Raw genomic sequence first — 14,793 nt, 5'->3', positions numbered from 1 at the left:
GCCGGGCCATGATTGCCCGCTCTGTCCGCGCTTGGTCACGTACCGGCATGAGCTGAGGGAGCGCCATCCCGACTGGCATAATGCGCCGGTCGCCGATTTCGGCCCGCGCGACGCGCGCTTGCTGATCGTCGGCCTCGCCCCGGGGCGGATGGGCGCCAATCGCACCGGCCGCCCTTTCACCGGCGATGACGCCGGCCGTCTCCTCTACGCCACTCTCGCGGAAACCGGTTTTTCCCGCGGCGTCTATGACGCCCGCGCCGATGATGGCGTCGCGCTCGTCGATTGCCGGATCACCAATGTCCTGCGCTGCGTTCCGCCCGGCAATAAGCCGCTGCCCGCCGAGCTTTCGGCCTGTCGCCCTTTTCTCGACGTCACCTTGCGCCGGCTGAAGCGGGTGAGACTAATTGTCGCGCTCGGTCGCATCGCCCATGACGGCGTGCTGCGCGCCTTTTCATTGAAGCCCGGCGGCTTCCCCTTCGCCCATGGTCATGAGCATGAGATCGCGACGAATACTCGGAATACGCGTATTATTCTTATCGACAGCTATCATTGCTCCCGTCTCAACACCAATACGGGCGCGCTGACGCCGCAGATGTTCAGTGCGATCTTCGCACGGGCTCGGGAAATTTTAGAAAAATAACACTGAATATTTCCCTCAGCCGCGGTCGCGCAGCAGCCGGCTCTTCTCGCGGCCCCAGTCGCGCTTCTTTTCCACCTCGCGCTTGTCGTGCAGCTTCTTGCCGCGCCCCAGCGCGATCTGCAGCTTGGCGCGGCCGCGCTCGTTGAAATAGAGCTTCATCGGCACGATGGTCATGCCCTCGCGCTCGACGCCCTGCGCCAGCTTGGCGATCTCGCGCTGCTTCAGCAGCAGCTTGCGCAGCCTTTTGGGCTCGTGATTGAAGCGATTGCCGGAGAGATATTCGGGAATGGTGGCGTTGACGAGCCAAGCCTCGCCCTTGCGGTCGACATGGGCGTAGCTCTCGGCGATGGTCGCCTTGCCGGTGCGCAGCGACTTCACCTCCGTGCCGGTCAGCGACAGGCCGGCCTCGAAGGTCTCGCCGATCTCATAATCATAGCGCGCGCGCCGATTGTCGGCGACGACCTTGAAATTGGGGTTTTCCTTCTCGGCCACTTGCGCGCGTCCTGCTTCTGCCCGCTCAGGCGTCCAGCACGCCGGCGAGAACCATCGCGTCGCGAATGGCCTTTTTCGTCGGCTCGGCGGAGGCGACCAGCGGCAGCCGGACTTCCTCCCCCACGCGGCCGAGCAGAGAGAGGCCATATTTGGCCCCGGTCACGCCGGCCTCGAGGAAGATCGCCTGCTGCAGAGCGGTCAGACGGTCCTGCAGCGCCAGAGCGGTTTTGAAATCCCCGGCGAGAGCGGCGTTCTGAAGATCGGCGCAGAGCCGCGGCGCGACATTGGAGACGACCGAGATCACGCCAATGGCGCCGACGGCGACGCTGGCCAGAGCGAGAATGTCGTCGCCGGAGAATTGCACGAATTTCGGCCCGCAGGCGGCGCGCTGCTGGAGGATGCGGCCGACATTGCCGGTCGCGTCCTTCACGCCGACAATGGACTCTAGCTGGGCGAGGCGCGCCAGCGTGGCGACGCTCATATCGACGACCGAGCGCGGCGGGATATTGTAGACGATGATCGGAATGGAGACCGCCTCCGCCACAGCGGCGAAATGCTGGTAGAGGCCTTCCTGATTCGGCTTGTTATAGTAAGGCGTGACCACGAGAACGCCATCCGCCCCCGCCTGCTGGGCATGGAGCGCGAGCTCCACCGCCTCGCGCGTGTTGTTGGAGCCGGCGCCCGCGATCACCGGAACGCGGCCGGCCGCCTGCCGGATCACGGTCTCGACGACGGCGCGATGCTCCTCATGGCTCAAGGTCGGGCTCTCGCCCGTCGTGCCTACGGGAACGAGGCCGTGCGTCCCGCTCTCGATCTGCCAGTCGACGAGCGCGCGCAGAGCAGCGTGATCGACCACGCCATCGGCGAAGGGCGTGACCAGAGCGGTGTAGGATCCTCGGAACACTGGCTTGTCGTTCATCTGCCGTCGCTTTCGCTGCGCCACGCGGGCGCCGTAATCGCCGCGCTTACTGACTGGGATTGGTACGGAGAAATTTCGGTCCGTCCTCGCGGCGGCCGTTCCGCCCTGGGAAGACGGCAACTGTCATAGCCTCTGGGCGTTTGGGTGAAAAGGGTCCGCGGCGTCCCTCCGCGCGGAATCGGCGAACAGCTCGAGCAGCGGGTCGACGCGGAGCGAAAAATTCGAAAATGCCGCTGCTTAGCGATTTGGTTGACAGTTCCGCAACGAAATGGCCGCAGGCTGGATTACGTTAAGAGTTCGGAGCGTTAGGCCGATGACGAATCGCCACAGTGGGGCCGCGCGCCTCGTTCTCATCGTCGCCGCCCTGGGCGTGGCGGCGGCCCTTTATCCGTCCACGCAGCGCCGCACGCCGGACCGCGACAGCGACGATCCGCCGCTCGCCGGCGCCGCCTCCTCCCCGCAAGAGCCCTGGGCGCCGCGCGATTCGGCGCGCGAGGCGCTGCATGATTTTCTCGGTCCCGCCGCTCCGCCCGATCCGCGCGCCGCCGGCATGCTGCGCCGACCGCCGGCGGGAGAGGCCGCGTCCAAGCTGCTCTCTTACGCGCCGCCGGACGGTGGGCTCGATCTCGAGGCGCGCGTCGCGCAGCCGCCAGAGGCCGCCGTTCTTCTCGGAACCGATTACGACGCTTTCGGGCGCGCGCTCGCCGCCTACAAAGCCAATGATTTTTTCGGCGGCGATCAGGCGCTGGCCGGCGTCGAAGGCCCGCTCGCCCGCGCCGCCGCGCAATGGGCCGGCTTGCGGCTGCATCCGCGCGAGGCCGGCTTCGCGCGCCTGTCGAAATTCCTCGCCGAGCATCCCGAATGGCCGGCCTCGGCCTGGCTGCGCCAGCGCGTCGAGGAGGCGCTCTATGGCGACAAGCACCCCGATCGGCTGATCGTCGAATATTTCGCCGAGCGTCCGCCCAAGACGCCGGCCGGAAGGCTGGCGCTCGCCCGCGTCATGGCCCGCCGCGGCGAGCCGCTGGAGGTCGCGGCGCTCATCAAGCCCATGTGGCGCGAGGATGATTTCAACGAGCAGCTGGAGGCGGCGGCGAAAAAAGAGTTCGGCGATTATCTCGATGTCGCCGACCATAAATACCGCGCCGATCGGCTGCTCTACGCGGAGAAGACCGGGCCGGCTCTGCGCATCGCCGCCCATGCCGGCAAGGATGCGCTCGATCTCGCCCGCGCCCGCGCGCTGGCGATCAATGAGAGCGCTTCGGAAAAGACCTTCTCCGCTCTGCCGGCCGAGGCGCAGAAGGACCCCGGAATCCTCTTCGCGCGCATTCACATGCTGCGCCATCAAAAGAAGCTCGTCGAGGCGGCGGCGCTGCTGCGCTCCGCCCCGCGCGATCCGCGCCTCATCGTCGATGGCGACGCCTGGTGGGTAGAGCGGCGGCTCATCTCGCGCAAGCTGATGGATCTCGGGCAATTCGCGCAGGCCTATGAGCTCTGCGCGCAGCATTCGGCGCGCTCGCTCTCCTATCGCGTCGAGGCGGAATTCCATGCGGGCTGGATCGCGCTGCGATTCCTGAGCGATCCCGTCAAGGCGCAGCGGCATTTCGAGGAGATCGCCCGCATCGCCGAGACGCCGATTCAAAAGTCACGCGGCGCCTATTGGCTCGCCCGCGCCCGTGAGGCCGCGGGCGCCGCCGAGGCGGCGCGCGCGTCTTATGAGACCGCCGCGCGGCAATCGACGACCTTCTACGGCCAGCTCGCCCGCGCTCGGCTCGGCGCTTTCGACTCGCCTGTGCGACCGACGCCCGAGCCCGCCCATGGCGACGCCCGCGACGAAGCGGTGCGCGCGGTGGAGCTGTTCTTCGCCGCCGGCGAGAAGGAGATGGCGGCGCAGCTCGCCGCCGACGCCGCCAAGACGCTGGTCGGCGAGGCGCAACTGTCGGCGCTGACCGATGTGGCGCAACGCCGCCGCGAGGCCAAAATTTCCCTGACGCTCGGCAAGCTCGCCTCCTATCGCGGCATTGCGATAGACGACGCAGCTTTTCCGTCTTTCGGCATCCCCACTTTCGCGGCGCTGCCGGGCTCGGCCTCACGGGCGATCGTCTACGCCATCGCCCGGCAGGAGAGCGCCTTCGATCCCAAGGCCGTCTCCAGCGCCGGCGCCATGGGGCTGATGCAGATGATCGCCTCCACCGCGCGCCACACCGCGCAGCAGACGGGGGTCGGCTTCGATCTGAAGCGCATGATCGACGAGCCCGCCTTCAACGCACGGCTCGGCGCGGCGCATCTCGGCATGCTGCTCGACGAGCACAAGGGCTCCTACATTCTCGCCTTCGCCGCCTATAACGCCGGCGGCAAAAGGGTGAAGGAGTGGATCGACGCCTATGGCGATCCGCGCAAGAACGAGGTCGATCCGATCGATTGGGTGGAGCGCATTCCGATCAGCGAGACGCGCAATTATGTTCAGCGCGTGATCGAGAATCTGACCGTTTATCGCGCGCGCTTCGGCGATCGCGAGACCCGCGCGCCGCAGGGCGATCTGTGGCGACAGCAGGCGGCGAATTGAGGGGAGCCGATTTCTCTCCTCCTTTCATTGGCGCGGGCGCGGCGAGCTCCTATATCGAGGTCGCCGAATAATGTGTTTTCGAGCGAAGTGGGAATAGGTTCGCGTGAAGAAAACACAACAGAATAAAGGAATCGAGCGTCCCGTGTCGCAGAAGCACGATATCGACAAGCCCGCCGAGATCGAGATCCTCCCGCCCGAAAGCGAGAGCCGTCCCCGCTTCCGCTCGCGCACGCGCATATGGATCGGCGGGACCGACGGCGTGAAGGTCATCAAGGTCGGGCCGGTGGGCGCCGCTCTGCTGACGCTCGCCAGCGCGGTGATCCTCGCCATGGGGCTCATTTTCTTCGCCAGCGCTTTTGTGGTGCTGCTGCCCATCGCGCTGGTCGTCGGGGTGATCGCCTATCTCACCGGCGCCGGCGGCAATCCCTTCCGCCGCGGCCACTGAATTCTATTTCAGCCGCCCATCGAGCGGAAAATGTTCCGTCGCGACGATCCGCATCGTCGCAGCGTCCGCGTGTCGCGGATTGAGCAGCAGGTTCCATGTGCGCGGCGCGAGGACCGAGGGGACACGCAAGGCGAGGCTGCGCCCGCTGGCGAGCCATGCGTCTCCGAGCGACCGTGTGACGGAAATCTCGTCGCGCCATAAGGGCGGAAGAGCCTCCGGCGAGAGCGTCTCCAGCGCCGGCGGATCGGCGATATCGATCTCGATCAAACGCAGCGCGTCTGGAAAATCCTCGCGATCGAGATGGGCGAGCACCTCCAGCAAAGCTCCGGCCGGGCTCTCCGCCGTATAGAGTATCGGCCGTCCGGCATTGTGCCAGCGCGCAGGAAACAGCAGTCCGCCGCCGCTCTCGAGATCGACGAAATTCGAAATGCGCCAGAGCCGCATCGCTGACGGTCAGACGAACATGCCATGCGCGATTTGGCCGAGCAGCTCGGCGACGAGCTGCGCCCCGGTCTCGCTGCGCAGCATGGCGATGGGCGTCTGACCGGCGAGCGCGGGCGAAGGCTTGCGCAGCCAGCGCCCGGCTTTCTCGGGATTGCCGAACACGCGCTCCGCCTGCGCGCCGATGCGGGCGAGCCGCAGGGCGCGGTCCGTCTCCTCGACGGTCAGCGGCTCCTTTTTGGCGAGCCGGCGCGCCAGCGTTCGCTTGGGCACGACGATCGCCTCTATCTCCTCGCGCGTGAAGCCGCCCGAGAGGCCCTCGAGCGCGCCGACAGCGAAGCGCGGTTCCTCGCCTCGCGAGATCAGCGATTTGAACGTCTCGACTGCTCTCTCCGCAAAGCTCTCGAGCGCATCGGGACGCTGGGGATCGAGCGGGGCGGCGGAAGGCGGCGGGAGCGTGACCATGCGCCAATTTTCCTCATTTTCAGACAATATGGCGCCGAGCGGGCGAAAGGTCCATATTCCGGCTTTGCGGCGGCCGTCTGCACTGGTAGAAAACCGCCATGGTCCTGCGCCGCAGCATACGAATTATTGGCCCGGCCCGCGCTCGAGCGTGACAAAGCTCGCGCGGCGACCGGGTTCTCGCGCCATTCGCGGCGCCCTTCCACTTGTTTTCCCTTCCCTTTCGCGCGCCGCCCCGGCTCGGGGCGCAGCCCGCGAGCGCAGCGGTTTCCGATAAGATGAACGAGAAGACCAAAGACAAGGCCCAAGACGACAAGTCCCAGCAGGACAAGGGCCCCGATTACTCCAAGAGCCTCTATCTGCCGCAGACGGATTTTCCGATGCGCGCCGGCCTGCCGCAGCGCGAGCCGGAAATCCTCGCGCGCTGGGAGCAGATCGGCCTCTACGCCAAGCTGCGCGAGACCGCGAAGGGCCGGCCGAAATTCGTGCTGCATGACGGCCCGCCCTATGCCAATGGCAACATCCATATCGGCCATGCGTTGAACAAGATCCTCAAGGATCTCGTCACCCGCAGCCGGCAGATGAGCGGCAAGGACAGCAATTACGTCCCCGGCTGGGACTGCCACGGCCTGCCGATCGAATGGAAGATCGAGGAGGAGAATTACCGCTCCAAGGGCAAGAAGAAGCCCGACTTCGCCGATCCGACCGCCATCGTCGCCTTCCGCCAGGAGTGCCGCGCCTATGCCGGGCATTGGCTCTCGGTGCAGCGCGAGGAGTTCAAGCGGCTCGGCGTGACGGGCGATTGGGCCAATCCCTACGCCACGATGAATTTCCCCGCCGAGGCGCATATCGCCCGCGAGCTGATGAAATTCGCCGCGAATGGGCTGCTGTATCGCGGATCGAAGCCGGTGATGTGGAGCGTGGTCGAGAAGACCGCGCTCGCGGAGGCGGAGGTGGAGTATGAGGACCATGTCAGCGACACGGTGTTCGTGGCGTTTCCTTGCCGAAAGGTTGTGGGCGTCGGTTCTCACTTCGAATTAGACCGCGATAAGTGGAACACATTTGCGGACCTAGCGCCTGTTGGCGACAAGGCCTTGCCTGCATCTGTGGTCATCTGGACGACCACACCCTGGACGCTTCCTGGGAATCGCGCGATCTCGTTTTCGTCCAAAATCGCCTACGGACTCTATCGAGTAACGCAGGCTCCCGAGAACAATTGGGCGAAGGTTGGACAGACCTATATTCTCGCTGACAAGCTCGCCGAAGAGGTCTTCAAGGCGGCGAAGGTCGAAGCTTTCGAGCGCGTCCAAAGCGTCGATCCGAAAACTTTGGCCTTGGGCGAATGCTTTCACCCCCTCGCTACAGAGGATGACTACGGTTTCAAAGTCCCCCTCCTCGACGGCGATCACGTCACCGACGATACGGGAACGGGCTTCGTCCACACCGCGCCCGGCCATGGCCGCGAGGACTTTGACATTTGGATGGCGAGCGGGCGCATGCTCGCCGAGCGCGGCATCGATGCGCGCATTCCCTATACGGTCGACGCCGACGGCTTCTACACCGATGAAGCGCCCGGTTTTCCCGGCAAGCGCGTGCTGACCGAAAAGGGCGACAAGGGCGACGCCAATGAGGCGGTGATCCAGGCGCTGGTCGCGGCGGGAAATCTCGTCGCGCGCGGGCGGCTGAAGCATCAATATCCGCATTCGTGGCGCTCGAAGAAGCCGGTCATCTTCCGCAACACGCCGCAATGGTTCATCGCGCTCGACAAGAAATTCGCGCAGGATGCCGGCGCTGTCGCGAAGGGCGACGGCGCGCCCGGCGACAATGCGCCCACGCTGCGCGACATCGCGCTCGACGAAATCTCCCGCACGCAATGGGTTCCCGCTGCGGGCGAGAATCGCATCCGCGGCATGATCGCCAATCGGCCGGATTGGGTGGTCTCGCGTCAGCGCGCCTGGGGCGTGCCGATCGCGGTCTTCGTGAAGAAGGGCGGCCACGACATTCTCGTCGATCCGCGCGTGAACGCCCGTATCGTGGACGCCTTCGAGAAGGAGGGCGCCGACGCCTGGTACGAGGAAGGCGCGGCGAAGCGCTTCCTTTCGCCCGAATACGACCCTGCCGACTACGAGAAGATCGACGATGTTCTCGACGTGTGGTTCGACTCGGGCTCGACGCATTCCTTCACGCTGGAAGACCCGGTGCATTTCCCCGGCCTCGCGGGCATAAAGCGCAAGCGCGATGGCGGCGCCGACGAGGTGCTCTATCTCGAGGGCTCGGATCAGCATCGCGGCTGGTTCCATTCCTCGCTGCTGGAATCCTGCGGCACGCGCGGCCGCGCGCCCTATGACATCGTGCTGACGCATGGCTTCACGCTCGACGAGCACGGCCATAAAATGTCGAAGTCGAAAGGCAATGTCGTCGCGCCGCAAAAGGTCATCGCCGACGCCGGCGCCGATATATTGCGCCTGTGGGTGGCGAGCGTCGATTACAGCGACGATCAGCGCATCGGGCCGGAAATCCTCAAAAGCGTCACCGATAATTACCGCAAGCTGCGCAACACCATCCGCTGGATGCTCGGCACGCTCGCGCATTATCGCGCCGAGGAGCGCGTCGCCTATGCCGATCTGCCGGAGCTGGAACGCCTCGTGCTGCATCGTCTGTCGGAGCTAGGCGACGAGGTCGGCGCGGCCTATGCGGAGTTCGATTACAAGAAGGTCGTCGCGCTGCTGACGCCCTTCCTCACCAGCGATCTCTCGGCCTTCTATTTCGACATTCGCAAGGACGCGCTCTATTGCGATCCGCCGTCGAGCGTGAAGCGCAAAGCGGCGCTGACCGTGGTGGAGGAGGTCTTCCGCGCGGTGACTTTGTGGCTCGCGCCCATCCTCGCCTTCACGGCGGAGGAATCGTGGCTGTCGCGCTACGCCGACGCGGTCTCCGTGCATCTCGAGACCTTCGCCGATCTGCCCGCGTCCTGGCGCGCCGAGGCGCTCGCCGCGAAATGGGAGAAGCTACGCGCCATCCGCTCCGTGGTGACGGGCGCGCTGGAGATCGAGCGCGTGCAAAAGCGCATCGGCTCCTCGCTGGAGGCGGCGCCGCTCGTCCATGTGACGGACGCCGATCTGCGCGCGGCGCTCACGGGCGTGGACTTCGCCGAAATCTGCATCGTGTCGGATATAACGATCGATGCGGGCGAGGGGCCGGCCGAGGCTTTCCGCCTGCCCGAGGTCGCGGGCGTGGCTGTGGTTCCGCGGCGGGCGGAGGGCGTCAAATGCGCGCGCTCCTGGAAATATTTCGACCCCGCGACGGCGCAGGCCGACTTCCCTGGCGTCACGCCCCGCGACGCGCAGGCGCTGCGGGAGCTGACGGCGGCAGGGAAATGGCCGGCGTAAGGGTTTCTTGGCGAGTGAACTTCTAGGCTCACTCTTGGGGCGCGCTCCTTCTCCCACTCGTGGGAGAAGGAGCGCGCGAATGCGCGACGGATGAGGGTCCGCGCCGCAACCCGTGTTTCGTCGGATTCGGGGACGCCTCGTGGACCCTCATCCGACCCCGCCAAAGCCCGTCGCTCGCGACGGGCGTCCTCACGGACGCCCTATGGCGGGGCCACCTTCTCCCGCAAGCGGGAGAAGGGATCGCGCACCTAGAGTTCGCTCGGGAGACGTCGCAAATTGAAGGTTCTCGCCGCCTTCCTCGCAAATACGGTGGCCAATTTCCTCATTGGCCTGCTCGTGGCGAAATTCCTCGGGCCGGAGGAATATGGCCGTTTCGCGCTGGCTTTCGCGATCGGCGTCGTCATTCAGACAGGCGCTTTCGATTGGATGCGCCTTTCGGCGACGCGCTTTTATTCGACGCGCGTGCGCGAGGCGGAGCCGGCCATACGCGCCACGCTCGATTTCGCCTATCTCGCGACCACGGCGGCGGTCATTGTCGTCGGCGGGCTGTTTCTCCTCATCGCGCCGCCCTTCGCGCTCGGCGATACGCTCATCGCTCTGGCGTTGGCGACGGCGGCGATCAATGGGCTCTTCGACTATTCCACGGCGCTGCTGCGCGCGCGTTTCGAGGACAAGAGCTATAGCCGCGTCGTTCTCGCCAAGAATATTCTCGCGCTCGCCCTCACTGGCGGCGGCGCCTTCGTCTTTCATTCGGCGGGAATGGCGATCGCCGGCAGCCTCGCCAGCCTCTTCGGCGCCGTGCTCACCGCGCGCGCCTCGCTGAAGGACCCCGGCGCCTCGCCGCGCGGCGCGCGCATGGCGACGGCGCGCACGCTCGTCGCCTATAGCGCGCCCATCGTCGCGGCGAACATGCTCTATCAATCGGTGCCGCTGGCGGCGCGGGCGCTCGTCACCGCCTATTACGGCTTCGCCGAGACGGGGCAATTCTCGCTCGCCTATGATCTCGGCATTCGCGCCATTTTCGCCATGGGCTCGGCGCTGGATGTGCTGCTGTTCCAGATCGCCGTCGCCGCCCATGAGCGGCACGGGGCGGAGAAGGGCAAGGAGCAGATCGCCCGCAATATGACGATCGTAGCGGCCTTTCTGCTGCCCGCCTGCGCTGGCATCTGGCTCACAATGCCCTCGATCGAGGCGCTGATCGTGCCGCCGCAATTTCGCGGGCCGTTCGGCCATTATCTCGATCTTCTGCTGCCCGGCCTCTTCGCCATGGGGCTGATTCAATTCGCTATCAATCCCGTGTTTCAGATCGAGAAGAAGACGGCGCCGCTCATCGGCGCGGCCTCGGTCGCCGTGGTCGCGGGCCTCTGCTTCGCTCTGGCGCTGCCGCGCGGCGCGGACGCCTCCAGCCTCGCCCTTGCCCAATGCCTCGCCTATGTGGCGGCGCTGGCGGCGCTGGTGCTGTTCGCGGCGCGAACCTCGCCGCAATGGCCGCGCGGACGCGACATGTTCGGCGCGCTGGCGGCGACCGGGGCGATGGTTCTGGCGCTGCATCCGCTCGCGGGCCTCGAGCCCGGCATTCTCACCTTGCTCCTGCAGGTGGGCGTCGGCGGCTTCGTCTATTGCGGCGCAGCGCTGGCCCTCGACATAGCCGGGCTGCGCGGCCTCGCGTTCTCCCGCGCTGCCCCCATATTGGCCAGAGCTCGGGCCGCGCTATAAATTGGGTCGAGGCCGAGCGGCATCCGGGATCAGTGGCGGCGCAGCCGAGGGAGAATGGTCGAGATGGTGCTGCCGCTACATGACGACGCGCCGCTCCATTATGTGCGGCGGCCTTATGTCAATTGGACGCTGATGGCGCTCAACATCTTCGTCTTCGTCGCCGTGTTCAGCGAATCTTTCGGCGATCCGCTCACTGTGGTGCGCGGCTTCGGCCTCATACCGGCGGTGCTGTTCGGCCGCGCCGAGCTCGCCCCCTGGATCGTCACCCCCGGACCCGAGTGGACGCTGCTGACCAGCCTCTTCTTCCATTCCGGGCTCGGCCATCTCGCGGGAAACATGATCTTTCTCTATGTCTTCGGCGATAATGTCGAGGACGCCATGGGCTCGGCCGGCTATCTCATCTTCTATATTCTGTGCGGCGTCTCCGCCGCCATGCTGTTCGCTGTGGGCGCGCCGCTCACCATCACGCCGCTCGTCGGCGCCTCGGGGGCGATCTCGGGCGTCTGCGCGGCCTTCATCCTGCTCTATCCGCGCTCGACCATTTTCGGCCTCGTCGCCGGGATCATCCCTATCCATGCACCCGCCTCGCTCTTCGTCGGCACATGGATTCTTTTTCAGCTCTTCAACGCCTTCACCGACGATCAGGGCCATGTCGGCTGGTGGGCGCATATCGGCGGCATATTGGCCGGGCTCATTCTGACGCCGCTGTTCAAGCGGCGCGGCGTGCAATGGTTCGGCCCGCGGCCCTTCCACGGCCCCTGGGGCTGAGACGATCGGAGATGATGATCCGGCCGACCGTCCTGCTGCTGACCGCGACCGTCGATCCGGGCGCTTACGCCCCCGAGATCGCGCGTCGCGACCTCGAGGTGAGAAAAAGCGATTATCGAAACGCATTGCAGTTTTTCATGCGGCTGCCGGACGCGCGTATCTCGGGCGTGGTGTTCTGCGAGAATTCCGGCGCCGATCTCGCTTTTCTGGACGCGGACGCGCTTCGCCGCGAGACCGGGCGGCCGCTCGAGATCATCGGCTTCGATGGCAATCGCCGGCCGGAGGGCCTCCATTATGGCTATTCGGAGCTCGGAATCGTCGATCACGCCTGCCGGAGCAGCCGCTTTCTCGCGCAGAGCGAGCGTTTTTTCAAAGTCACCGGCAGGCTGACCTTCGAGCGGCTCTCCGCGCTGATGGACCATCTGCCGGAGGATCGCCGCTTCGCCGCCGATTTCCGCCGCGCCTATTCCAAGGAAGGCGGGGCGCCTTTGCGGGCGCGCACCGAATTGATGCTCTTCGCCAAGGATTTCTACCTCGAGCATTTCTTCGAGCGGCGCGACGAGATGATCGCGCCGCCCCTCGTGCTGGAAGAATTCGTCGCGCGCGTGATCGCGCCGCTGCGCGGCCGGCGGCGCGATAACGGCCTGACGCTGCGATGGCCGATCGAATGCCCGGCCTCCGGCCACGCCGCGCGGGACGATTCCGACTATGATTCCGCGCCCATTCGCGCCAAGCGCCGCCTCCGCGCCCTGGCGCGCGTCGTCGCCCCCTGGCTGTGGATCTGAGCCGCAATTTTAGCAATGGCCGTGTCTGCGACCGAGCTTCGCGCCGGCTGAGCGCTCGCGGCGCCGGAGGTTTCGGCGCGCGCGGGTTTGACAGGGCGGCGAGCCGAGGCTACCAGAACGTCTTCCGAGCTTTCCGCGCGCGCCTCGCGCCGCGCGGCGCTAATTCGTTCTCGACGCGGCGCTCGAAAAAGCCGATCGGGGCCTTTCGGCCACAGAGCGCGATTTTTCGAAACAATCGAGACGAAGGTCAATCTCGCCGGGAGTTGCGCGATGAAGGTTCTCGTGCCCGTCAAACGGGTGGTCGACTACAATGTGAAGATCAGGGTCAAGCCGGACGGTTCGGGCGTCGACGTCGCCAATGTGAAATTTTCGATGAATCCTTTCGACGAGATCGCCGTCGAGGAGGCCATTCGCCTGAAGGAGGCCGGCAAGGCGACGGAAGTCGTGCTCGTCACCATCGGCCCGGCCAAGGCGGACGAGACCTTGCGGTCCGGCATGGCCATCGGCGCCGACCGCGGCATTCACGTCAAGACCGACGATCTGGTCGAGCCGCTGGCTGTCGCCAAGATTCTCGCGAAGATCGTCGCCGAGGAGGCTCCCGGCCTCGTCATTCTCGGCAAGCAGGCGATCGATGACGACAGCAACCAGACCGGCCAGATGCTCGCCGCTCTGCTCGGCTGGGGCCAGGGCACTTTCGCCTCCAAGGTGGAGATCGCCGACGGCTCCGTGGATGTGACGCGCGAGGTCGATGGCGGCCTGCAGACGGTGACGCTGAAGCTGCCGGCCGTGGTGACGACGGATCTGCGCCTCAACGAGCCGCGCTACGCCAGCCTGCCGAACATCATCAAGGCGAAGAAGAAAGAGGTCGCGGCCAAGACCCCGGCCGATTACGGCGTCGACATCACGCCGCGCCTCGAGGTGCTGAAGACGGCCGAGCCGCCGGCCCGCAAGGCCGGCATTAAGGTCGGCTCCGTCCCCGAATTGCTGGAAAAGCTCAAGACTGCGGGAGTTCTGTAAATGACGGCGCTCATCGTCGCGGAAGTCACGGAATCCGCGCTCGCCCCCTCCACCGCCAAGGCGCTGACGGCGGCGCTGCAGATCGGCGGCGGCGTCCATATTCTCGTCGCGGGCGAGAATGTCGGCCCGGCGGCCGAGGCCGCGGCCAAGCTCTCGGGAGTCGAGAAGGTGCTCGTCGCCGACAGTGTGGCCTATGGCCATCATCTGGCCGAGCCGCTGGCGGCGCTGATCGTCGGCCTCGCCGGCGCCTATGACGCCATTCTCGCGCCTTCGACCTCCAGCTCGAAGAATGTGCTGCCGCGCGTCGCCGCCCTGCTCGACGTGGCGCAGGTGTCGGACGTCATCAAGGTCGTCTCCGCCGACACCTTCGAGCGGCCGATCTACGCCGGCAACGCCATTCAGACCGTGCGGTCGAGGGACGCCAAAAAGGTCATCACCGTGCGCACCGCCTCCTTCACGGCGACGGGCGAGGGCGGCTCGGCGGCGATCGAGGTGATCGGCGCGGGCTCCGATCCGGCCGTGTCGAGCTTCAAGAGCGAGGCGCTGGCCAAATCCGAGCGGCCTGAGCTGACGGCGGCCAAAATCATCGTCTCGGGCGGCCGCGGCCTCGCGAGCTCGGAGAATTTCAAGGAATATATCGAGCCTGTGGCGACCCGCCTCGGCGCGGCCATCGGCGCCTCGCGCGCGGCGGTCGACGCCGGCTACGCGCCCAATGATCTGCAGGTCGGCCAGACCGGCAAGGTGGTGGCGCCCGACCTCTATGTCGCCATCGGCATTTCCGGCGCGATCCAGCATCTCGCCGGCATGAAGGACTCCAAGGTCATTGTGGCGATCAACAAGGACGAGGAGGCGCCGATCTTCCAGGTGGCCGATTACGGCCTGGTGGCGGATCTCTTCCCGACCTTGAAGGAGCTCGACGCCGAGCTGGCCAAGGCCGGCCGCTGAGGGGTTTGGGGCTCCATTCCCGCTCGCGCGCGCAGCGAGCGGCGGAAGCCGGCGGGGGCGACGTCGCAAATATCTGGCGCCGCTCTCGATTCCCGGTCGGGCCGGCGGCCCGCCGGGATTGACGCCCTCCCAGGCCAGGGTGATGAAGCGGCCTGTTTCGCTGCGGTGCAAACGCCGGTTTTCACAAAGGCCGAACGCGCGCTATACTGAC

The 14,793-nt window shown here is 66.1% G+C and carries 13 protein-coding genes; 9 read left to right on the top strand and 4 right to left on the bottom strand.

Annotated features, from left to right (window positions below; all coding sequences use genetic code 11):
- The first annotated feature begins 31 nt into the window (after positions 1-31).
- Entirely contained in the window at positions 32-640 is a 609-nt protein-coding gene (locus EDE12_RS01435; RefSeq protein WP_024878352.1) for a uracil-DNA glycosylase, read from the top strand.
- A gap of 15 nt (positions 641-655) precedes the next feature.
- Here the strand turns inward: EDE12_RS01435 and smpB are convergent, their stop codons facing one another.
- Together smpB and dapA are read right to left on the bottom strand one after the other, a co-directional pair.
- Positions 656-1,132: an SsrA-binding protein SmpB gene (gene smpB / locus EDE12_RS01430; protein ID WP_024878353.1), complete on the bottom strand. Its 477-nt coding sequence runs from the start codon at positions 1,130-1,132 to the stop codon at positions 656-658.
- 25 nt (positions 1,133-1,157) lie between these two features.
- On the bottom strand, positions 1,158-2,051 hold the full coding sequence (gene dapA / locus EDE12_RS01425; protein WP_026599926.1) for a 4-hydroxy-tetrahydrodipicolinate synthase: 894 nt from the start codon (positions 2,049-2,051) through the stop codon (positions 1,158-1,160).
- 313 nt (positions 2,052-2,364) lie between these two features.
- On the opposite strand from dapA, the gene EDE12_RS01420 reads away from it, so the two are divergent.
- Together EDE12_RS01420 and EDE12_RS01415 are read left to right on the top strand one after the other, a co-directional pair.
- Entirely contained in the window at positions 2,365-4,614 is a 2,250-nt protein-coding gene (locus EDE12_RS01420) for a lytic transglycosylase domain-containing protein (protein WP_026599927.1), read from the top strand.
- Between the two features lie 142 nt (positions 4,615-4,756).
- Positions 4,757-5,059, top strand: coding sequence for a hypothetical protein (locus tag EDE12_RS01415; RefSeq protein ID WP_026599928.1), 303 nt, complete (start codon positions 4,757-4,759; stop codon positions 5,057-5,059).
- 3 nt (positions 5,060-5,062) lie between these two features.
- Here the strand turns inward: EDE12_RS01415 and EDE12_RS01410 are convergent, their stop codons facing one another.
- Together EDE12_RS01410 and EDE12_RS01405 are read right to left on the bottom strand one after the other, a co-directional pair.
- On the bottom strand, positions 5,063-5,503 hold the full coding sequence (locus EDE12_RS01410) for an RES family NAD+ phosphorylase (protein ID WP_026599929.1): 441 nt from the start codon (positions 5,501-5,503) through the stop codon (positions 5,063-5,065).
- Between the two features lie 9 nt (positions 5,504-5,512).
- Positions 5,513-5,965, bottom strand: coding sequence for an antitoxin Xre/MbcA/ParS toxin-binding domain-containing protein (locus tag EDE12_RS01405; RefSeq protein WP_084768651.1), 453 nt, complete (start codon positions 5,963-5,965; stop codon positions 5,513-5,515).
- 275 nt (positions 5,966-6,240) lie between these two features.
- Here EDE12_RS01405 and ileS point away from each other — a divergent pair, with 275 nt between their 5' ends.
- From ileS to EDE12_RS01375, 6 genes are all read left to right on the top strand, one after another.
- Positions 6,241-9,351 (top strand): isoleucine--tRNA ligase, encoded by a 3,111-nt coding sequence (ileS, locus tag EDE12_RS01400; RefSeq protein WP_026599930.1) that lies wholly within the window; start codon positions 6,241-6,243, stop codon positions 9,349-9,351.
- A gap of 276 nt (positions 9,352-9,627) precedes the next feature.
- Entirely contained in the window at positions 9,628-11,067 is a 1,440-nt protein-coding gene (locus tag EDE12_RS01395; protein WP_026599931.1) for an oligosaccharide flippase family protein, read from the top strand.
- 54 nt (positions 11,068-11,121) lie between these two features.
- Positions 11,122-11,835 carry a rhomboid family intramembrane serine protease gene (locus EDE12_RS01390; protein WP_245275835.1) on the top strand — a complete coding sequence of 238 codons (714 nt, stop codon included), beginning with the start codon at positions 11,122-11,124 and terminating at the stop codon, positions 11,833-11,835.
- A gap of 11 nt (positions 11,836-11,846) precedes the next feature.
- Positions 11,847-12,620 (top strand): hypothetical protein, encoded by a 774-nt coding sequence (locus EDE12_RS01385; RefSeq protein WP_026599933.1) that lies wholly within the window; start codon positions 11,847-11,849, stop codon positions 12,618-12,620.
- Positions 12,621-12,890: 270 nt separating this feature from the next.
- The gene (locus tag EDE12_RS01380; RefSeq protein ID WP_026599934.1) at positions 12,891-13,637 is read left to right on the top strand and encodes an electron transfer flavoprotein subunit beta/FixA family protein; all 747 of its coding nucleotides are present in this window, start codon (positions 12,891-12,893) and stop codon (positions 13,635-13,637) included.
- On the top strand, positions 13,638-14,582 hold the full coding sequence (locus EDE12_RS01375) for an FAD-binding protein (protein ID WP_026599935.1): 945 nt from the start codon (positions 13,638-13,640) through the stop codon (positions 14,580-14,582).
- Positions 14,583-14,793: the final 211 nt, after the last annotated feature.

It is taken from the genome of Methylosinus sp. sav-2 (assembly GCF_004366495.1).
GTDB lineage: Bacteria > Pseudomonadota > Alphaproteobacteria > Rhizobiales > Beijerinckiaceae > Methylosinus.
The sequence above is the reverse complement of the archived record's forward strand: the minus strand, read 5'-3'. Positions and strand labels throughout refer to the sequence as shown.